This is a genomic window from Bacillus sp. NSP9.1, from assembly GCF_000465465.2.
Classification (GTDB): Bacteria; Bacillota; Bacilli; order Bacillales; family Bacillaceae; genus Bacillus; species Bacillus sonorensis_A.
In genome coordinates, this window is the sequence record NZ_CP048273.1 from 4,362,642 (window position 1) to 4,383,421 (window position 20,780).

General features: G+C 46.6%; 20 protein-coding genes and 1 pseudogene. 10 read left to right on the top strand and 11 right to left on the bottom strand.

Annotated features, from left to right (window positions below; all coding sequences use genetic code 11):
- Window positions 1-38: 38 nt before the first annotated feature.
- The 4 genes and pseudogenes from M654_RS24055 to chbG form a co-directional block, all read right to left on the bottom strand.
- Window positions 39-161 (bottom strand): annotated as a pseudogene (locus M654_RS24055) (MerR family DNA-binding transcriptional regulator); the annotation flags it as partial.
- 65 nt (window positions 162-226) lie between these two features.
- Entirely contained in the window at window positions 227-556 is a 330-nt protein-coding gene (locus tag M654_RS22415) for a VOC family protein (RefSeq protein WP_051290324.1), read from the bottom strand.
- Window positions 557-568: 12 nt separating this feature from the next.
- The gene (locus M654_RS22420; RefSeq protein ID WP_026585708.1) at window positions 569-1,948 is read right to left on the bottom strand and encodes a PTS transporter subunit EIIC; all 1,380 of its coding nucleotides are present in this window, start codon (window positions 1,946-1,948) and stop codon (window positions 569-571) included.
- Between the two features lie 13 nt (window positions 1,949-1,961).
- Window positions 1,962-2,702, bottom strand: a complete 741-nt coding sequence (chbG, locus tag M654_RS22425; RefSeq protein WP_026585707.1) for a chitin disaccharide deacetylase — start codon at window positions 2,700-2,702, stop codon at window positions 1,962-1,964.
- A gap of 358 nt (window positions 2,703-3,060) precedes the next feature.
- Here chbG and mmuM point away from each other — a divergent pair, with 358 nt between their 5' ends.
- Both mmuM and mmuP read left to right on the top strand, forming a co-directional pair.
- Window positions 3,061-4,005 carry a homocysteine S-methyltransferase gene (mmuM, locus tag M654_RS22430; RefSeq protein ID WP_026585706.1) on the top strand — a complete coding sequence of 315 codons (945 nt, stop codon included), beginning with the start codon at window positions 3,061-3,063 and terminating at the stop codon, window positions 4,003-4,005.
- A complete protein-coding gene (gene mmuP, locus M654_RS22435) occupies window positions 4,005-5,435 on the top strand; it encodes an S-methylmethionine permease (protein WP_081692810.1) in 1,431 nt (476 codons plus the stop codon). The genes mmuM and mmuP overlap by 1 nt, the downstream gene beginning before the upstream one ends.
- A gap of 13 nt (window positions 5,436-5,448) precedes the next feature.
- Here mmuP and M654_RS22440 read toward each other — a convergent pair whose 3' ends face one another.
- Complete coding sequence (locus M654_RS22440) at window positions 5,449-6,330, bottom strand: Vgb family protein (RefSeq protein WP_026585705.1); 882 nt, start codon at window positions 6,328-6,330, stop codon at window positions 5,449-5,451.
- A 469-nt stretch (window positions 6,331-6,799) separates the two neighbouring features.
- Between M654_RS22440 and M654_RS22445 the strand changes: the two genes are divergently transcribed.
- A complete protein-coding gene (locus M654_RS22445) occupies window positions 6,800-7,564 on the top strand; it encodes a sulfotransferase family 2 domain-containing protein (protein WP_026585704.1) in 765 nt (254 codons plus the stop codon).
- A 139-nt stretch (window positions 7,565-7,703) separates the two neighbouring features.
- Window positions 7,704-8,444, top strand: a complete 741-nt coding sequence (locus M654_RS22450) for a SurA N-terminal domain-containing protein (protein WP_026585703.1) — start codon at window positions 7,704-7,706, stop codon at window positions 8,442-8,444.
- A 238-nt stretch (window positions 8,445-8,682) separates the two neighbouring features.
- Here the strand turns inward: M654_RS22450 and M654_RS22455 are convergent, their stop codons facing one another.
- From M654_RS22455 to M654_RS22475, 5 genes are all read right to left on the bottom strand, one after another.
- Complete coding sequence (locus M654_RS22455) at window positions 8,683-9,747, bottom strand: sugar ABC transporter substrate-binding protein (RefSeq protein WP_026585702.1); 1,065 nt, start codon at window positions 9,745-9,747, stop codon at window positions 8,683-8,685.
- Window positions 9,748-9,772: 25 nt separating this feature from the next.
- Entirely contained in the window at window positions 9,773-11,479 is a 1,707-nt protein-coding gene (locus M654_RS22460; RefSeq protein ID WP_026585701.1) for a methyl-accepting chemotaxis protein, read from the bottom strand.
- 129 nt (window positions 11,480-11,608) lie between these two features.
- Window positions 11,609-12,664, bottom strand: a complete 1,056-nt coding sequence (locus M654_RS22465) for an iron-containing alcohol dehydrogenase family protein (protein ID WP_026585700.1) — start codon at window positions 12,662-12,664, stop codon at window positions 11,609-11,611.
- Window positions 12,665-12,729: 65 nt separating this feature from the next.
- Window positions 12,730-13,803 carry a saccharopine dehydrogenase family protein gene (locus tag M654_RS22470; RefSeq protein ID WP_081692809.1) on the bottom strand — a complete coding sequence of 358 codons (1,074 nt, stop codon included), beginning with the start codon at window positions 13,801-13,803 and terminating at the stop codon, window positions 12,730-12,732.
- Window positions 13,797-14,489: a class I SAM-dependent methyltransferase gene (locus M654_RS22475; protein ID WP_051290322.1), complete on the bottom strand. Its 693-nt coding sequence runs from the start codon at window positions 14,487-14,489 to the stop codon at window positions 13,797-13,799. The genes M654_RS22470 and M654_RS22475 overlap by 7 nt, the downstream gene beginning before the upstream one ends.
- A 110-nt stretch (window positions 14,490-14,599) precedes the next feature.
- Here M654_RS22475 and M654_RS22480 point away from each other — a divergent pair, with 110 nt between their 5' ends.
- Window positions 14,600-15,646 (top strand): helix-turn-helix transcriptional regulator, encoded by a 1,047-nt coding sequence (locus M654_RS22480; RefSeq protein ID WP_026585697.1) that lies wholly within the window; start codon window positions 14,600-14,602, stop codon window positions 15,644-15,646.
- A gap of 422 nt (window positions 15,647-16,068) precedes the next feature.
- Here the strand turns inward: M654_RS22480 and M654_RS22485 are convergent, their stop codons facing one another.
- Entirely contained in the window at window positions 16,069-16,536 is a 468-nt protein-coding gene (locus M654_RS22485) for a helix-turn-helix transcriptional regulator (RefSeq protein ID WP_026585695.1), read from the bottom strand.
- A gap of 325 nt (window positions 16,537-16,861) precedes the next feature.
- Here M654_RS22485 and M654_RS22490 point away from each other — a divergent pair, with 325 nt between their 5' ends.
- The 5 genes from M654_RS22490 to M654_RS22510 all read left to right on the top strand — a co-directional run bounded on the left by M654_RS22490 (window position 16,862) and on the right by M654_RS22510 (window position 20,693).
- The gene (locus M654_RS22490) at window positions 16,862-17,128 is read left to right on the top strand and encodes a hypothetical protein (RefSeq protein WP_026585694.1); all 267 of its coding nucleotides are present in this window, start codon (window positions 16,862-16,864) and stop codon (window positions 17,126-17,128) included.
- A 51-nt stretch (window positions 17,129-17,179) separates the two neighbouring features.
- Window positions 17,180-17,911, top strand: coding sequence for a putative immunity/bacteriocin fusion bifunctional protein (locus tag M654_RS22495; RefSeq protein WP_026585693.1), 732 nt, complete (start codon window positions 17,180-17,182; stop codon window positions 17,909-17,911).
- 624 nt (window positions 17,912-18,535) lie between these two features.
- Window positions 18,536-19,372 carry an AraC family ligand binding domain-containing protein gene (locus M654_RS22500; protein WP_026585692.1) on the top strand — a complete coding sequence of 279 codons (837 nt, stop codon included), beginning with the start codon at window positions 18,536-18,538 and terminating at the stop codon, window positions 19,370-19,372.
- Window positions 19,369-20,277 (top strand): DMT family transporter, encoded by a 909-nt coding sequence (locus tag M654_RS22505; protein WP_026585691.1) that lies wholly within the window; start codon window positions 19,369-19,371, stop codon window positions 20,275-20,277. The genes M654_RS22500 and M654_RS22505 overlap by 4 nt, the downstream gene beginning before the upstream one ends.
- A complete protein-coding gene (locus M654_RS22510; protein ID WP_026585690.1) occupies window positions 20,274-20,693 on the top strand; it encodes a DUF2000 domain-containing protein in 420 nt (139 codons plus the stop codon). The genes M654_RS22505 and M654_RS22510 overlap by 4 nt, the downstream gene beginning before the upstream one ends.
- Window positions 20,694-20,780: the final 87 nt, after the last annotated feature.

The window sequence follows — 20,780 nt, forward strand, 5'->3', positions numbered from 1 at the left end:
CTCTCCGACAAATGGGGAGGCTCGCCTTCATATAGCGATCCGGAACCGGGCGCTTTTTGAGGCTTCAGCAGGCCGATTTCATCATCATCATGCAACGTCCGAATCGATGTACCTGTCATTTCTGAGAAAATGCCAATTGAATAATAAGGTTCTTGTTTCATGTAAGACACCTCCAACGAACGGTTCATACCAATCATACCGCCTCACGCTGCTGGAGGTGCAAGCTTTATCTGCTCAAAAATTCCACATATTCGAATACCGAGGAGTCGGGATGCTTCAGTGTCATGTTTTTACCGGTCGGAACTTCTTTGATATCGCGAATGACAGAAGCGCCTCTGCCTATGAGGTATTCTTTCCATTCTTCCACAGAATCGACGATCAAGGTCGCTTTTGTCTCGGTGAATGGTTTTAACCGCCGACAGCCGCGATTTTCCAGCTTCATTTCGGGATATTGACATCTCAGTTCCAACATCTGTTCATAAAACGGCAGAGCGGTTTCCAGATTGTCAACATAAAGCCTCGTGTACGTTTTCAATACGTTCTTTTCGTCCGACATTATAACATGTGATTATTTCTCATCTGGCGGGAGCTGCTCTATAATTGTCTCCATTTCTTTTTTGACATTCCCCGCTTTTGTGCCGATCACGATCTGGATATGATGCTGATCAATTTTGACGACGCCGTGCGCCCCCAAGTCCTTCAACATGGCTTCATCCGCCAATGACGCGTCTCTTAACTTCAATCGCAAACGCGTCATACAGTTGTCGCATGATAGGACATTCTCCGGGCCGCCAATATGGTGGAGAATGCCGTGAGCCATCGATGGATGGGATGTGTTTGCTTCAGGTGCATCTTGTTCTCTTCCGATCAACGGTATGTTGCGCTTTGTAATGATGAAGTAAAACGTCACATAGTAAAGAGCAAAAAAGAGAAGTCCGACCGGTATGATCCATAATCCGCGATCTGATAAATTGAGGTTCAGCAAATAGTCGATGGCGCCCGCTCCCCATGAAAAGCCGTGGCGGATGCCCAGCATACAGAGCACCGCTCCGGCGAGCCCCGTGTAGACAGAATGAAGAAAATATAATAAAGGTGAAGTAAATAAAAACGTGAATTCAATCGGCTCCGTGATTCCGGTGATCATTGATGTCGCCGCTCCGGACGACATCAGGGCTTTCGTTTCTTTTTTTCGTTTTTTGGCGGCGCGTGAAATCGCCAAGGCAATCGCCGGGATGCCGAAGATCATCGTGATAAAAAAGCCGCCGAGGAAATACCCGGCTGTCGGATCTCCGTTTAAAAACCGCGTAATTTCTCCTGTGACCGTCTCACCGGAAACCGTTTGATACCGACCAAGACCAAAATATACATACGTGTTCATCACATGGTGAAGGCCGAACGGAAGCAAAAACCGGTTCAAAAAACCGAAAACGAACACCCCGAAAGCGCCGAGCCCCACAAGCGTCTGGCTAAAAGTATCGATGGCTGCCTGTGCATAAGGCCAGACGATGGAAAACAGGCCCGCAGCCGGGATCATGAGCAAAACGATCATCGTCAGCGGAAACTTTTCTCCGCCAAAAAATGAGAACATGCTCGGAAGCCGTGTGTCATGAAAGCGATTGTAAATGAAAGCGGCCGCCAAACCGGCGATGACTCCGCCGAACACGCTCATGTCAAGGTCCTGATTCATGATGCCGAGCCCTTCTTTTAATATGGTGATCGCCAAGTATCCCGTCAGTGCGGGTATTCCCTTATCTTTGGTTTTGGAGAGCCCCATGGCGATGCCGATGGCAATCAGCACGTCCATATTGCTTAAAATCACGCCTGACGCCTGAAAGAGCGGAATATCAAGCATGTCTTCGGCCGACAGACGCAGCAAGAGGCCTGCTATCGGAAGAACGGCAATCGGGATCAGCAATGACTTTCCTAATAACTGCAGAAAATGTTTCATACCGCGTTTCTCCTTATGTCAGATTTCTGAAGGGTACAAGCTGGACATCTGCAAGCGTCCGCAAACGGAGGACGACATCCGGATCGATTAAAAATTCAAGTTCATCGACCCGCGGATAAGTGTAGGAAGAGCCCGCCAACAGCTCCTTATCGAGATAAGCAGGGTGTGTCATGACCTCAACTGTATCATGGTGTTGAAACAGCCCTGCAATAGCTTCATCATCCTTTAAAGCGGTTTCGAGAACCGTCGCGAAAAAGTCCGTTGTATTCACATTTTTTTCTCGTAAAGCGTCTGTCTCGATATTATGTCTGACCGGCAGGCGGTACTCTTTGGCAAGCGCCAAAAACACCTCGGAAATCTGCGGATAACGATTGATGTGATGATGGCTGTCCAAATGGTCGGGCTCAAGGCCAAAAGCAAGGCATTTTTCAATCTGCGCTTTCCATTCGTCGTACACTTCATCAGCATCTATCGTATATGCGCCTTGATAAAAGGCGAGATCGCGAAAGTTTCCCCGCGCATCGACAATGGTCCGATGACCGGGCAAAAGCGGCCTCCCGCAAGTGAGAACCAGATGAACGCCGACTCCCAACTCGGGAGATTCACGGGCCAAGCGGGCGGCATGACCTGCACCCGGCATATTCGTCATTAATGTGGCCGATGTCAGTATTCCCAGCTTATGGGCATCGATAATTCCGTAATTCACACCTCTTGAATAACCAAAATCATCAGCATTGATGATTAACTTTTTCATCTCCCATTCCCCTTCTCTATTTTGAATTCGCATTCGTTCTGCTCTTTTCAAAATATGCACAAGCAGCCGGTTTTATCATTGTCTCGGATGCCGCTTTGATTGACCGCAAAAAAAGAACCCGCCCCCGAAAAATCAAGTAACAGGCTCTTCTACTTTGGATGATTTTGTGCTCTCGCTTGACCTGAAGACAAACGCCACATCCCGCGATTCACGAATACCATGAACAGATCGTTTCTGTTGCGGATTCGTCATGTTTCACCAATTGACAAAAATGATCCCGTCTTTTAAACTATTTTTCATATATTTTTAAAAACTCTGAAAGGAGGCTGGGGTTCGAACGATAGAACCTCATTTTTTTATGAATCCCATCCAGTCAATCTTGAATCAATTCCCGCTCATCATCCTTGACGGTGCAATGGCCACAGAGCTTGAACGCCATGGCTGTGATTTGAATGACAGTCTGTGGTCTGCCAAAATCCTGATCGAAAATCCCGGCCTTATCAAACAGGTGCATGCGGATTACTTCAGCGCGGGGGCAGATTGCGCGATAACCGCCAGCTACCAATCTACCATTGCAGGCTTTCTAAAGCGCGGTCTGAGCGAAGAAGAAGCGCTTCACCTGATAAAAGAGTCCGTCCGGCTTGCCACCGAAGCGCGGGATGAATTTTGGTCTCTTCCTGAAAATCGGAACGGCAGACCGAAGCCGCTGGTTGCCGCTTCAGTAGGCCCTTACGGCGCTTTTCTTGCCGATGGTTCAGAGTACAGGGGGGATTACGGCGTATCCGAGGACGAATTAGTCGATTTCCACAGACCTCGCATGAGAGCGCTGATTGATGCGGGCGCCGACATTTTGGCCTGTGAAACGATCCCGTGTCTTCAAGAAGCGAGAGCCATCGTCAAGCTATTAAAAGAATTCCCCCAAACGTATGCGTGGATCAGCTTCAGTGCAAAAGACGGCCACCTCATCAGCGACGGAACGCCTGCCGCCGAATGCGCCGAATGGCTTGACCGGCAAGAACAAGTCGCCGCGGCGGGAATCAACTGTACGCCGCTCGAACACATTCCATCACTGATCAGTGAAATGAAAAAGCATACGGATAAACCGCTTATCGCCTATCCGAACTCCGGGGAAGCGTACGATCCCGAAACGAAAACATGGCATGGTCCCGCGTGCAGCGAATCATTCGGAGACAGCGCCCGCCTCTGGTACGACTCAGGCGCACGGCTGATCGGCGGCTGCTGCCGGACAAGCCCGGAAGACATCAATGCTGTTGCCGAATGGGCAAGAAAGTTGGAGGTATGATGGAACAATCAAACAGCAATCATCAGAACTTTCAAAGAAAAATGCAAAGCAGACACCTTGTGATGCTCTCATTGGGCGGTGTCATCGGAACAGGACTTTTCTTAAGCTCAGGCTATACAATTTCCCAGGCCGGGCCGGCCGGGACGATTTTGGCTTACTTGGTCGGCGCCCTGATCGTCTACCTTGTCATGCTTTGTCTCGGCGAATTATCGGTCGCAATGCCTATCACAGGGTCGTTTCATATGTATGCCGCCAAATTCATCGGCCCCGGCACGGGATTCACGGTCGCCTGGCTTTACTGGCTGACCTGGGCCGTCGCCCTCGGCTCGGAATTCACCGCAGCCGGATTATTGATGCAGCGCTGGTTCCCGCATACTTCAGTCTGGATGTGGAGCGCCGTTTTCGCCGCCTTGATTTTCCTGTTGAATGCTTTCTCAGTGAAATTTTTCGCCGAGTCGGAATTTTGGTTTTCCAGCATTAAAGTGTTAGCCATTTTATTGTTTATTATTTTAGGCGGTTCAGCGATATTCGGCGTTATTCCCTTACAAAATGGCGATTCCGCCCCGCTGTTATCAAACTTTTCCGGAGAAGGCGGACTATTTCCAAACGGTATGCTTCCCATTTTTATGGCGATGCTTTCTGTGAATTTTGCCTTTTCAGGAACGGAATTGATCGGGATCGCGGCCGGGGAAAGCGCCGACCCGGAAAAAAACATTCCCAAAGCCATCAAAACAACGATTTGGAGGCTGGTGCTTTTCTTCATCGGTACGATCTTCGTGCTCTCATGCCTGATTCCGATAAAAGAAGCCGGCGTCGTCAAAAGCCCTTTCGTGGTTGTCTTTGACCGCATCGGCGTGCCATTTGCCGCTGATATCATGAACTTTGTCATTCTGACGGCTTTGCTTTCCGCGGCCAATTCAGGCTTATACGCCTGTTCCCGGATGCTGTGGTCGCTCTCCAAAGAAAACACGCTCCATCCTGCTTTTCGGAAGCTGACGTCAAAGGGGATACCGTTTAACGCACTGATCTTCAGCATGATCGGAGGAATTTTATCGCTTCTTTCGAGCGTCTTTGCTCCCGACTCGGTTTACATTGTCCTTGTGTCGATTTCAGGGTTTGCCGTGGTTGTTGTCTGGATGAGTATCGCTGCCTCACAATACATGTTTCGCAGACGCTTTTTATCTGAAGGAAACAACGCAGACGCTTTAAAGTACAGGACACCGCTTTATCCGGCCGTGCCGATTGCCGCATTTCTCTTGTGCCTGGCGTCCTGCATCGGCATCGCCTTTGATCCGAACCAGCGGATCGCCCTTTTTTGCGGTGTGCCTTTTATGGCGGCATGCTACTTGATTTATTACGTCAAAAATGGGAAAAAACATCCCGAAAATATAGATGAGAAAAAGAACATTCAAAAAAGCACGCCCATCTGATGATAGGCGTGCTTTAAAACGCGATCCGGCCGATTTGGCCGCACTCTTCTGCAAACCAGATCGATTTGTCAGGTCCGGCAGCAATGCCGTGGGGCTCGGAGTGCTTCGTCGGAATCGGATATTCTGTTATTTTTCCATCCACTGTGATTCGTCCGATTTGACCGGTTCCCCATTCCGTAAACCACAGCGCCCCGTCTCCGCCGGCAGTAATCGCATGGGGGCGGGCATTTTCGGATGGAATCTGAAATTCGCTGATGGTTCCGGATGCAGTGATCCTTCCGATTTGATTTCCGTTAATTTCCGTAAACCACAATGCTCCGTCAGGGCCCGATGTGATGCCGACAGGACCGGATTGCGTCTTCGGAATCGGGTATTCAGAAATATCTCCGTTCACCGTGATCCGGCCGATCGAATTGCTTTGATTCTGTGTAAACCAAAGCGCTCCGTCAGACCCTTTCACAATAAACGAAGGGAATGATCCCGGACTTGGCAGCCCATACTGTGTAACATGCCCCGATGGCGACATCCTGCCGATTTGATGATTCCCCATATCCGTATACCAGATGGCGCCGTCTGGTCCTTCAGCGACCCCAAACGGCGCCGCTCCGGCCGGAAGGGGGTATTCGGCGATCACGCCTTGAGCCGTGATGGTCCCGATTTTGCCCGCTTTATATTCTGTAAACCATAGATTGCCGTCTGTCCCCTGAACGATAATCGACACGCCTGCATTCGCAGTCGGAACAGCGTATTCTATCATTTCTCCGGAAGGCTTCATCCTGCCGATCCGATTTCCCTTTTGCTCCGTAAACCAAATATGTCCGTCCGTACATGAAGCGATTCCATACGGACCTGATGCAAGATCCGGAACCGGATATTCATTTATGCTGACCTGCATGCTATCCCCCCCCTTTTAGTGTTATCCAAACAAACCGAAGCTTGCGGCAGCTGGCATCCCATCTGCCGATACCCCATTTCCATGGCGAACCTCTTTTTTCCACAAATTCATTTTTTCATTCGAATGGCCTAAATGTCCTTGTATTCTTTTTAAGATTACACTATAGGGTAATTTAGTTAAATAGGAAATTGATTTTAATTCCAGTCTGTCGATATCATATCCGCAAAACATACTAGATCGAAATGACCTATACAGCCCCGCCTCGATTTAATAAGATGGTTTCATCGAATACCTTATTTTTCAAAAGATGGAATATTAGCGGACAGCTTGATCTTTCCATCTTATTATTTGACAGATAATTCATTTTTTCGCCCTATCAACTCAATAGCTGCGGCATATTTTGTTATGAAGATGGTCGCTGTCCCTTCCCGGGAAGGCCAAAAACTAAATTGGAGTGGATGTGGTCGATATGTTTGAAGATGATAAACTGGAGCATTTGATATTTCCCTATACCCCGCTTTATCAAAAAGACTTTCCCATCATTCTCTTTTGGATCCCGAAAAGCGGCTGCACGACGTTGAATCGCTGGTTCTTTTTCCAAAACGGACTCTGGGAAGATGCGGCGCAAACATCTGAAGGAGACATTCACCATTACAGAAATAAGATCTTTACACAACAACCCGACTACATGAATGATCTTTCTTTGCAATTGCTTGGAAGAAAAAAAGATACCTACAAACTCGTGCGCAATCCATTCCAACGGGCAGTCAGTTCTTTTCTGACAACGATCTGCTCGCCGAATTTTATCTGTCTTTTTGACCGAGACATCGACACCGGATTGTCGTTTACAGAATTTTTATATCACCTAAAGGATTTAGGCTCTGATATTCATGCTCTTGACCGTCATCTCGGGCCCCAGTATATAAAAGGGGAAGAGGAATTTGTCAATCATTATATCTACCTCGAACAATTCACCGCGCAAATCCGAGAAATCGAAAATAAATACAAATTGTTAAAATCACCGCTTTCACAGCTGTCAAAGTCACCGCACCATTTGTCAGATCTGATGCTGAAAAAAGGGAAGTTCGCAGACACGGTCCTGACCATCTCATCATTCGACTGGGTCCTGCCAACTTATGAGAGCTTTTACAATCAGGAAACAAAACAATTGGTCCAAGATATATTTATGAAGGACTTTCAGATATATGGCTTTGATACGAAACATTTAAAATAAACATTACGATCTCCTTTCAATTCGATGACAAATTGGAAAATTGATGGCAAATGGTTTATTTTTAAGAACAAATCGGTTAGAATGCAACATTAGATCAACTCTTCAAGATCGACTTCTGATGAGAAGAAAGGAGATATCCATGAAAAAAATCATATCCTCTCTCATGATCGGTTTAATGGCTGCCGTATTAGCCGCTTGCGCTTCTCAGCCTGATAAGGATGCGTCTCAAAGCGGGCAGCCGAACCAGGAAGAACAAATGAAAGCCTTGCAGAAAAAGCTCGACAAGCAAAAAGTCGATGATACGAAAACCGTTGTTGTCGTAAACAAACAAAAGATCACCGGCCAAGACTATAACAGGCTGCTGTCAACCGCACAAATGCAGTATCAGCAAACCGGTCAGGATCCGACATCAGCTGATGCCGCCAAGCAGATCAAAAAACAAACGATCGACAGCTTAGTCGGACAAGCACTCATTTCCCAGGAAGCGGACAAAAAAGGCTATAAAGCCACTGCAAAAGAGATCGAAACACAGCTCGACCAAACGAAAAAGCAATATAAAGATGAGAAAGAATTCAATGAAGCCTTAAAAAAAGCCGATTTAAGCTTAACAACCCTTAAATCTGACATTGCCGACAGCATCAAAACCGAAAAATACATCGACAAAGAGCTGCCAAAAGATAAAGTCACAGACAAAGAAATCAAGGACTATTACGACCAGTATGCAGCACAGCAAAAAGAAAGCAATCAAAAAGACACGCCAAAGTTCGAGGATGTCAAATCCCAGATTAAAGAACTGCTTGAACAGCAAAAACGGCAGGAAAAACTCGGACAGCAAGTGGAGAAGCTGAAGAAGAACGCTGATGTGAAAGTGGAAATTTAGCAGCCCAGCATCTATGAAATCTAAGTCTGTACTGTGGGTTTTCATTGCTGTTCTCATCTTTGCTGCCGGTATATGGATTCGTACCTCAACACCGGAAGCATAATAGCAGGTTACGTTCTGCAATCCCTTGCTTTTACTTTAGCTTTCAGCCTTGTCTATTTTATGAGGTTCAAATATAAAAATAAATAAGCTTTCCAATAAACCGAACAGCCATCCTTTCGACAGGATGGCTGTTTCATTATTTATCAATATCTTCTTTTGACAAATGTCCGTCTTTCACAACGGTTTCGTTAATATTGCTTTTCGTGACCGCATATGGCTCAAGCAGAATCGATGGCACCTTTGTTTTTCCGTTTTCAACGGTTGTATCGGTTTTGATTTCTTCGCCTTTTGCCGCTTGAATCGCTGTTTCGGCGGCCTTTTTGGCGATCGTCGGAATCGGTTTGTAAACGGTCATCGTCTGCGTTCCCTTCACGATCCGCTGAACTCCTTCGAGTTCGGCGTCCTGTCCCGAAACCGGTATTTTTCCGGCCAGTCCCGCTTCCTTGAGGGCTTCAATTGCTCCGCCCGCCGTACCGTCGTTGGCGGCGATGACGGCATCGATATCCTTGTTTTGCTTTAACGCTTGTTTCATATTCTTTTTTGCTTGTTCAGGGAGCCAGTCTTTCGTATATTCGTCAAAGACGATATCAATTTTCCCCTGCTTCTTCAGCGGTTCGAGGACCTTCATGGCCCCGTTGCGGAATAATACGGCATTGTTGTCGAGAGATGATCCGCCGATATAGACAAAGTTGCCCTTCTTCGCTTTTTTGACAATGGCCTCTGCCTGCAGTTCGCCGACTTTTTCATTATCAAATGAAACATAATAATCAACATCGGCATTGCGAATCAGCCGGTCATAAGAAATCACTTTCACACCGGCTTTATGAGCCATGTCGACAATCTCAGCCGCAGCATCCGCATTCGTCGGGACAACGACGAGCACATCAACGCCTTCGTTGATCAAAAGCTCGGCTTGCTGGAGCTGAACATCTTGATTCCCGTTTGCCGCGAGCGTTTTGACTTCTCCGCCGAGGGTTTCCACCTCTTTTTCAAATGCCGCTTTGTCTTTGTACCAGCGCTCTTCTTTCAGCGTGTCGATCGCAAAGCCGACATATAATTTGTCAGAATCGGCAGTCAGCTTTACTTTTTCCTCTTTTTCAGCACTCTTTTGCACAGTATTGAACGAGCACCCCGCTGCGGCGAACAGCAGGCCGAACAAGACGAGCGCAAACAGTCCTCTTTTCAAATTTGCTGTCAACATGAAAACCTCCCATTTCATTGAAACATCACAGTTTAAACCGCTTGATCATCCCGTTCATCCGTTCGACCATTTCTCCGAGCAGGCGGGCGCTTTCATCCATTTTTTCAATGGAACCGCTTTGTTCATGAACAGATGCGGAGATTTCTTCAGAACCAGCCGCGCTTTCTTCAGATATCGCCGCGATATGCTCAACTGAGCCGTTAATCTCTTCGCTTGAACGTTTGAAATTGGATAATGCGGCGGAAATGTCCGACACCCGCTCTTCCATATCCGTCACTTTATGCTTGATCTCTGAGAAATACCGGCCCGATGTTTCAATCTGGGTTTTTCCTTTGTTTACTTCAGAAAAACCGGTTTTCAAATCCGCTGCCATAGACGATGTCTCCGTTTGAATCGTACTGACGATCTCCGTGATGCTTCCGACAGAGTTTTTCACTTCTTCCGCGAGCCGCTTCACCTCGCCGGCCACAACCGCAAATCCCCGTCCGGCATCACCGGCTCTCGCCGCTTCAATCGACGCATTTAAGGCCAGCAGGTTCGTTTGCTCAGCCATGCCCGTAATCACTTCGACAAGCTGATGGATAGATTGCGTTTGTTCTTCCAGGATGCTGACCTTTTCAACAGACGCCTCCATCACATCGTTGATGACGTGCATTTGCTGCAAGGATTGCGTCATTTGTTGATCACCGTCGACCGAAACGTTCAGCACTTCTTTAGAAAACTTCGCCAATGTTTCTCCATTTTCATCGGCTTTCTGTATTTGTCCAGCCAGCTCTTGCGTCTGTTCGGAAATATTGGCCGCTTCATTGGCCTGATTGCTTGCACCGTTTGCCAGCTCTTCGACCGTGACGGCGACCTGTTCACTTCCCTCTTTCACTTCGCTGGAGACATTCGTAAACGTGAGGCATTGCTTGTCAACTTCATTGGCGATCTTGGACACCTCGACGATCATCTCGCGCAGGCTTTCCCCCATATCATTAATCGATTGTGAAAGCTGTCCGATTTCATCTTTCCCTTTGTAGTCAAGGGCTGTAAAGTTTAAATGGCCTTGTGCAATCTCATCGCTTGCGGCAACCACCCGATTGAGATTTTTCTTAATCTGTCTGCTGACAATCATGAGAAGTCCTGCGGAAACAACGGCTGACACAAGAATCGACACCACGAGGATCATAATGGTCCGCGAAATATTGGACTGTGCGTCCCCTATTGCCTCTACATTTGAACTGACAGCGTTTTCTTTCAATTTGTCACCGAGCGCCAAAGTTTCCTCTTTTAATTGATTCGCTTTTTGCTGCAGCTCCAAAAACTTTTTGGTATTGATCTGCTGTACATTCGGTACGATATTACTGAAAAAATATTCATCTAAAGCATGGTTGTTATCGATAATTTGATGAAACATCTCAAGCTGTTCATCTGAATGAAGCTCTTTTTTCAGCTTTTTTGCTGTATCGGCAAACTCCTGGCTGTATGTCATGTAGTCCGATAATTTTTCATCCTTGGCGTTGATAATATATTCGGGTATATGTAAATATTTATTTTGATAAAGCGACATCAGCTTAGCTGACTGAACCGCCGTTTCATTTTTTGATTTTGTATCCTGTATCGTCTGGCTTGTATTCTTCAACAGACTGTACGTCATCAAAACGGATGCTAAAAAAGCGGTTAACATCACAAAAAAGATGATGCCGTATTTGCCGCCGATCGTGATATTGTTCCACCTCGGTTTTTTCACATTGCTCCCCCTTCTTTTTTGCAAAGTCATTTTTTATTTATATCGGTAAAAGACTGAACTTTTTCAGAAATAACATGAGGAGCCATACAAATAACGCCCTTGAAGCCATCTTCAAGGGCGTATTCCCGATTATTCAAGCGATTCTATCGCCGCGATCACGTCAGCTTCGCGAAACGATCCCATGAGGGATAATGATTCTTCAGGTCTGGCCGCATGGGCCGCTATCGTTTGTTTTGCCTGCTCCACGTTTTCTGTAATACCTAAATCACATAGCCTTCTCGGAAAGCCGAGCGACTCGTAAAACGGAAGCAGCTCAGCAATTTCGTCCATCCGTCCTTCCAAAGCAAGCTGGACCAGGATTCCATAGGCAACTTTCTGGCCGTGCAGGACATGATGGGTTTCCTGAATAAATGTCAGACCGTTATGAACCGCGTGAGCCCCGGCCATTCTGCCGTACCGGCCTGCATAGCCGCCAACCGTTCCCGCAAGCGCAATAACCGCTTCCAAAACATTTGTTAAAGCTGGAGACGTCTCGCCTTTTTCAATGCTTTCCACAGCCTTGAGGCCATCTTTCAACAAGATGTCGCGAATGAAGACGGATTGCCTCAGCCCCGTCTGAACCATGATCGAAAGCGAATCAGCCGTATTTCTGATAATCGCTTCCGCTTCATACCATTTCGCCAGTGTATCACCGATCCCGCTTTTCACATAAGCGAGCGGTGAAGATAAAAGCAGCAGCGGATCAACCAATGTTAAATAGCTTGAGCGCTTATGGTATTGCACCCCGGAAAAGTTGCCTTCATCATCATAGATCACGCTCAATGGCGTGCTTGCCGCACATGTCCCCGGAATCGTCGGGATTGTCATGACTTCAATGTGTAACAGATCAGCGGCGGCTTTCGCCGTATCTAACACAGTGCCTCCGCCGATGCCGATGATGATATCGGCTGTGCCGGCGCGCTCAGCCGCACGTCGTATCCCTTCCAGTGAGCTGTAGCCTTTATGCTGGATGACGGTCCAATCAGCGGGCAGCTGCACGTGTTTTGTAAAAGCCGCAAACGATTGAACACCGGTTATGATGACAGGACGGTTAAATCTTTCTAAAAGCGACGGCAGCTCTTTCGTGATGCCGGCTTTGCATATATATTGGTTCGGTCCGCTTCTGACGATATCTTCAGGCTGCATAATCCCCATCTCCTTCTATTATTTTCTAATTTTTATCATCTCACTTTCTTTAAAAATATGTCAAATTATATAACAAAGCGTTCTCCCGTTTCCTTTCGTTTTACATACATGACATCGTCTGTCCGCTCCAGCTCAAACAACTCCTCCAGATGAAACATTCCCCGCTGAAAAGCTCCGGCATACAAAGCGGAAGCAGCGGCAAACGCGACCCGCGCCGTGATCAATGATTCATTCTCACCGTACATGGAAAAACCGACGGCGTGATGCCGGCCGCCTTTCAGTCCTTCCGCATCCACTTTGACCGCGTACTCCGCCGAACCGATTTTCAGCGATTCCAGCAGCTTGACGGTCCACCCGCGGATGACGCTGTTTTTTAAAAGGCGAACAGCACCGCTTTTTCTCAAGCCCGCAATTGCCAATGTCGCCAGCCTGGAATCAAAACAAAGCCGGGTGGAAACGGAGGGGATCTCCAATGTCCGCGGCAATGTGGCCTGATCTGAAAAAGGGAACCGATAAGCAGTCCGGCATCCTAAACGGCCGCCAAAGTCTGTTTGCCGGCCGTCTGTGAAACTGCTCACCTTTTTGATGTCACCGTTTTCGGTGACGTCAAACACCGTATGCAAATGATCCACCGTCCATTCAATCGCCGCTTTCCCATGGCTGTCTCCCAAACCGAGCATGATTGTGATGTTGATGCGGCTCGTCTCATCTAATGTCTTTGCCGCTTCCTGCGCCAGCAGATTGGTGAGTCCCGGGGCCAAACCGACGCTCAGCAAACCTGTGCCCTCACAATGCCCGTGATTCAGCCGTTCAAGCTGTGCCAAAAACGGACCGTTCGCCGTAATGTCCAAATAATTCACACCGTTTGCCAAACATGTCTCAGCCAAAACCGTATCCACCTGATCAATGCACACGATCACAAGCTTCGTCTGTTCAAGCCAATCCCAATCAGCCGCATCATCTCTATTGAAATGCATCGGCTTCACTTTCCCGCCCGTTTCCCGGCAAAACCGCTGCGCGCGGTCCAAGTTTCTCCCCGCCGCATACACAAGCCCGGGGTATGTCTCTCCGAGCATCCGGCAGATGTGACCGCCGACATGTCCGTAACCGCCAATGACAACAATATGCTGTTTCAACATGTGCCGCCTCCTTTGACAGCGAACCAGCCATCAATTAAATAAGCGCTGAAAAACCGCGTCACATTCGTGAAACCTGATTCCTTCAGCAAAGCTTCCGCCTCCTCAGCCGGAACCGGATGAGACTGCCTGCCGATTGAAGCCGCAAAGCTTTCCCACTCCGGTTCAGAAATTCCGTTTCCCAGCATATGCTCCTTCCAGGCTTCCATCTGCCACCTGAATGACTCAGAATCAAGGTCGCCTTGAATCGCAGCCAGAAAAAACGGCGCCCCTTCCGTTAAGCGGGCCGCAATATTCTGCAAAAATGTCCGCTTGTCGCGAACAAAATGGAGGACAAGCATGCAAGTCGCTGCATCATATTGATGCTCCCGCTTCAGCTTCTTCACTTCTCCTTCAATGAAGTCGGCTTTGAGCTGGAGACGAGCGTTTTTCAGCCGATGCCGCGCCAAATTGAGCATATGAGCCGATGGATCGACCCCTGTATACGACCAATTCGGATGCCTTCTGCCCAGTGTCAGCAATTCCTGTCCTCCTCCCGCTCCGACAACCAGCACATCGGCTTCATCTTGATCAAGCCGAACCGTCAGCAGACGGTCCATCATATCGTATAACATGTGATAACAAGGGATTTTCAAAGCGATCTTTTTTTCATATTGCTGCACATCAGGATGATTCCAATCCATATTCATGACAAGGCGCACTCCTTTTAGTAAAATAATTAAGAATTATTCTCAATTATAAAGAGGTTTTTGAACAGCACCATCCCACAAATATGGGATTTTTAAGAGGAGGGAAGCAAATGGAACGGGCCTTAAAAGACCAATTCAATGAGCTTGAACGAACATCGCAAACTTCACCGCAATACATGGAAGCCGTACTCTCCGCGCTGCGAAGCGCCATTCCATTTGATGCGTCATGCTGTACAGCCGTCGATCCGAACACCCTCCTGTCCATCGGAGCGATCACAGACGAGCCAATTGAAAGGATGCATCCGCAATTATTTGCACTTGAATATATGGATGATGATGTGAATCAATACGAAACATTAATCAAAACAAAGCAGACAGCGGCGATGTTAAGCGGGGCGCTGGAAGGGGATCTTCACAAAAGCAAACGATACCGCATGGTTCTCGAACCGGCGGGTTTTGGGGACGAAATGCGGGCCGTTCTGTTAAGCAAGGGGGACTGCTGGGGCTATCTTACACTATGGCGAAAAAGCGGACAGCCGCCATTTCATGAGAAGGACCGATCCCTTCTCGCTTCACTTGCACCGATTATCGGCCGGCACTTGCAGCGTTTTCGACATCAAAAACCAAAAAAGGACTTGTTTCACATGAAACATGCCGGCGGCATTCTGATTATGTCGAAAGAGCTCAGACCTATCTCATGCAATGACGCCGCGCTTCATTGGCTGAACATCCTCCGAGACTGGGAAAAGATCGGCGGCACGTCAATACCGAGACCGATCAGAGCCGTCTGCTCCCGCGCCGCAGCGGAGACAGATGATCCGGCGAAAACGGTTATTTCCATTCCGGGCCGTCCCCTCCTGTCCCTCAAAGCGAGCCGCTTGGACGGTTTCGGCCCCTCAGGACAACTTGCCGTTTCCTTCGAGCCGGCTTCACCCGCGGATACGATACCGCTCGTTGCAGACGCTTACGGCCTGTCTGAACGGGAAAAGGAGATCGTATACCGGATCATCCGCGGACTTTCCACAAAAGACATCGCTGACGACTTGCACATCTCCGTGTACACCGTTCAAGACCATCTGAAGTCGATTTTTTTGAAGATGAAAGCGGGAAATCGGCGGGAGTTGCTGTGGAAGCTGCTTGATGATGTTCTGGTGTAGGAAAAAGGGCGGCGGACAGCACGCCTTTTAATCTCGGTTCTGCAAACTGAATACACACTGTTTTTCACTGTGTCTCTTTGTTCCAACAGACATATCACCCGAGTTCATCCTTCTCACAGAACTGGACGATTCCCCCCGTTTTTTGTTTTTTCCATAGTAATACACCACATGAGGCTCATCATGAAAAACGACCATATATTGTGTTTGGAAATCGTCTTGATTGATAGCTGTCTTCGGCAACATCACATGACGCTCTTTATAGTCATGAACATGATAGCCCAAGCTGTCCAAATGTTTTTCAGCATCTGCCTGTACCCACGCATTCATGATCGGATTGCCATGGTCGAGCAAATAAAGAACAGCATACGGGCCGATTAACAAGAGAAAACTAATTGTTCATAATATCACATTTAATTTCTTCATCATTCAACACCGTCATTCTCATGTATAAGCTCGTCCAAACGCGCCAGTGCATCCTGTTTTTCAAACGTGCTGAACCACAGATCGTCATAGGAATCGAGAATCCGGTAGTGGTGAGAAATCAAATTTTGCTGCAGACGAAAGTCGCCCTTTCTTGCGACTTCTCGCCACCACACCCTGCCGCCAAGCGTCTTCCTTTTCGGCCGGTCAATGCTTCGGTGTGCCACAGTTTCAACAACCTCCAAAGGTTCATCACCGAGCACAGACTGTAAAACCTCACTGTTTCGAAACAGCGCGCACACAGCCACAATATACGCCCAGCCAGCCGTTGACCTCCCTTTTTCGATTTGAACAAGCGTCTTCTTCGAAATCCCCAGGACATTAGCCATTTTCTCCTGCGTATAACCGCTTTCCGTGCGGATTAACCTTAATTTTGATGAGATGAGTGCTGTTATGTAGTCTTTGTCCATGACGGACCTCCACTCTTCACTTTTAGTGTAATTTTATACTAAAAGTGAAATTCATTCAACTCAACTCGTAATTGATCTCTTGTGCTCCGCGACATCCATAAACAAATAGGGATGCCCGCTCCATCTTCACTTTTTTTCATCATACAAGAAACCCCCTTTTTTCGCTTCTTTAAGAGTTGAAGGATCACTCAGACCAGGCTCTTAGGGTGTAAAGTGCCTTTATTTAAAACTAGAAATTAAGTAATGAAATTGAATGGAATTTGGTTCCTCATGTTCATTTTTTTGAAAATAAATTTATGTTACCTTCATTTATGAGGTGATGAAAATGGCAAAAGGAAAGTTAACAATAAAACAGATGAAAAAAAATTTTATCACATGGGCTAGGCTCTTACCTCTTCTTACAACTGCTGCGTCTGTGATATTTGTCTTAGGACAGTTGCTGATAGGATATTTAAAAGGCAAACCAGTACTTACAGTTGAATTTCTTATTTTTTCAATCGGATTTATCATCTTCGGAGTTGTATTAGGTTTTACTCTAAGATACTTCTATTTAAAGATAGGAGATGCTTGGATAGATGATCGTAATGATTAAAATACGCTTATGCGTATTTTGAAAATATTACTAGAAAGGAAGAAAAGCAGTATGAAAAAATTTATGCTAATGTTCTTGATTTCTGTTGTGTCTATCATGCCTATTCATGTCGTAGCCATTGAAAATGGAAGTAATGACAAGGGAGATTGTACAGCTTGTACGAATAAAAAAGATAGGGAACAAATCATCACGGAAATTGAAGGCGTTTACAATGTGAAAACTGAAGTGCTTAGTGAAAACGAAGTGAATAATGTTGAGCAGATAGCTCTTGATAGGAAAGAAACTTTTAAAAAATACATTGAAGAATATAAAGATGCAGGATATAAAAAAGTAGATCTTAAGGATAAAAGTTTGTTATTCAAGGGTGCCCAAATTGACGAAGAAGGTACAATATCTGACTTAGAATTTGTTTATGGAGCTTATAAAAATGATAAAGGGGATTCCATAATTTATACTTTAGGATACAGTAAAGAGACTGAAGAGTTTTTTAATTTCAGTCTAATAGGTATACCCAAAGACTTCAGCGGCAATTATGACGACCTTGATAGACTGATTCAAGATCATAATAACTCATTTAAAGTTTTCGGAAAAAATCCCCATGATATCCAACAGGGTGAATTTCAATTAAAAAGTTTCAGCGTTTGGGGAAAGAACTTTGCTTGTGGAATGTTAGGTTTTTTAGCTTGCTCCCAATACTGTGGGGCTGTTGCTATGGTAAATGTAGGTGCAGGAGCTGCATGTGAATTAATTTGTGGAGCAGCGATGACTGCAGCCTGTTCATAGAATTCAAGCATGGAGACAGGAATTATGAAAGTGTACCCTTTGTAAAGGACATTTTTGAAAAAGACGATGTAGAGTTAATGGGATGATCTCTGTTATTGAACAGGGTTCATCTTCTTTTAACCCCTTTGATATCTGTGATCGTTGTAATATGTCATGAGTTTTGATTTCTTTTTTCAGCACGCCCCTAATGTCTTGTTTTTTCTGATTCATCATATTTAAGGCGCTCCATGATTAATTATAGTATCTGGAACGTGAAACTCCTGGAATTATACACAAGAAAATCATCGTATATTTCAATTTGATCTTTTCTATAACTGAATGAACGAGGTGAAATTCTATTAAATGGCACATTTTTCATCACCTCGGATTCCCTCTACTTAGCATCAACTTCTACTTTAGCTCCAAGTAAGTAGATTACGCAAACGATCTATCACTTCAACTATAAAGTCTCCCCTTCTTCATTTATCCATCTTTTATTCCCGCTTTAATATTTATTTATCATCTTTACCACTCCTTAATATCAAAAACGCAAATGATAAAAAGGTGCACTACAGCAACATCATACAAGAAATCCCCCAAAAACATGCTAAACTAAAAAAATCATCATACACAGGAGGCCCGCTCATGCGAAACGAAACCCGGACGCTTTTTCTGGATCCCGATCTGCAGGTTGAAGCTTACCGCTTCAAAGGCATCATGCAGAAGTTTCCGAATCACTTTCATGAATATTATGTGGTCGGCTTTATCGAGAAGGGGCAGCGCTATTTGCTTTGCAAGGGGCAGGAATACATCATCAATCCCGGTGATCTTGTGCTGTTTAATCCGCATGACACCCACAGCTGCGAGCAGATTGACGGGAAGGCGCTCGATTACCGCTGCATCAATATTATGCCGGATGTGATGATGAAAGCCGTCAAGGAACTGACGGGAGCAGAAAATCTGCCATACTTCACGCAAAACGTCTTGTTCCGCCATGAACTGACCTCAAGCTTGAAGGAACTGCACATCCACATTTTGCAGAAAGAAAAAGCGTTGAAAAAAGAGGAATTGTTTCTCCATCTGCTTGAAGAGCTGATCCGGACCTGCTCTGATGTCGCGTTTTTGGAAAACGCGCCTGAGCCGTCCGATCAAGTGAAAGCGGTCTGCGATTATTTAGAAGCGCATTACACGGAAAATATTACGCTGGACGATCTCAGCCGGCTGACGGGCTGGAGCAAGTACCATTTGCTGCGGTCGTTTACGAAGCAAAAAGGGATTTCTCCTTACAGCTACTTGGAGACCGTTCGCATCAACCATGCGAAAAAGCTGCTGGAACAAGGAGTTAAACCGATTGAGACAGCGTTTCAGACCGGCTTCAGCGATCAGAGCCACATGACCAAATTTTTCAAGCGGCAGGTCGGACTGACACCGAAGCAATATATGAAAATCTTTGAATGTGACAGACAGGAGATTAAAGGATGAATACTCGACGTGAAACCGCCGGACACCTTGCGGCTGTTTTAACCATTCTGATTTGGGGCACGACTTTTGTTTCGACAAAGGTGCTGCTTGAGGATTTTTCGCCAATGGAGATTTTGTTTTACCGTTTTCTGCTCGGATTGATCGTGCTGATCATCGTCCATCCGCACGTTCTGACAGTGAAAAGCTGGCGGGAAGAATTGCTTTTTGCCGGGGCCGGGCTCTGCGGTGTAACACTCTATTTTTTGCTGGAAAACATCGCGCTCACCCTTACCTATGCCTCAAATGTCGGCATGATTGTAGCCATCATTCCGATGATCACCGCGGTTCTGGCCCATTTTCTCCTTGCCGGCGAGAGGCTCAAACCGCATTTTTTCATTGGATTTGCCGCCGCTTTTACCGGCCTCGCACTCATTTTTTTCAATGGAAACGCGGTGCTTAAACTGAATCCGCTCGGTGATATGCTTGCGTGTGCCGCAGCGCTCGTTTGGGCCGTATACGCCATCTTCATGAAAAAAATCAGCGCATTTCGGTATCACACGATTCAATGTACACAGCGGATCTTCCTTTATGGACTGATATTCATGATCCCAGCCCTATTCCTGTTTGACTTCCGCTTCACGCTCAGCCCCTTCGCTTCCTCCATCAACCTGTTAAACATGCTGTTTCTCGGGGCTGGCGCATCAGCGCTTTGCTTTGTGACGTGGAACTGGTCAGTCGGTGTCCTGGGAGCCGTGAAAACGAGCGCCTACATATATATGGTGCCCGTGATTACGATTGCCGCATCCATCACCATTCTCCATGAAAAGCTGACATGGATCGCACTCGTCGGAGGATCGCTTACATTAACAGGCCTCTATATTTCAGAAATGAAGCCAAAACCGCTGCTGAAGGAGGAACAAATCTGATGAATGAAACAAAGTGCGCACTTGTGATCGACGAAACTTTGCCGCTCGGGCTGATCGCCAATACAGCGGCGATCCTGGGGGCGGCGCTCGGCAAAAACAACCCCGGCCTGCTCGGGGAAAATATAAAAGACGGGTCCGGGATCGAACACCTTGGAATCGTTAAAGTCCCCATTCCCATCTTAAAAGGGAATGCCGAGCTGCTTCATGAATTAAGAAGCAAGCTTCAGGCCGACGACTTTCACGACCTGCTGACAGTTGACTTCACCGATGTTGCACAAAGTATTCATCACTATGATGAATATACGGAGAAACTTCAAGCATCAACAGCTGCCGATTACCGCTATTTTGGCATTGGCATATGCGGGGATAAAAAGAAGGTCAATCGGCTGACCGGGAGTTTGGGATTGTTGAGATAAACAAGATACGGACATTGACTCTGCAAATAAAGCAGAGTCAATGTCCGTATTTTTTATGTCATACGTTTGCCACCTAATAGTGAAAGC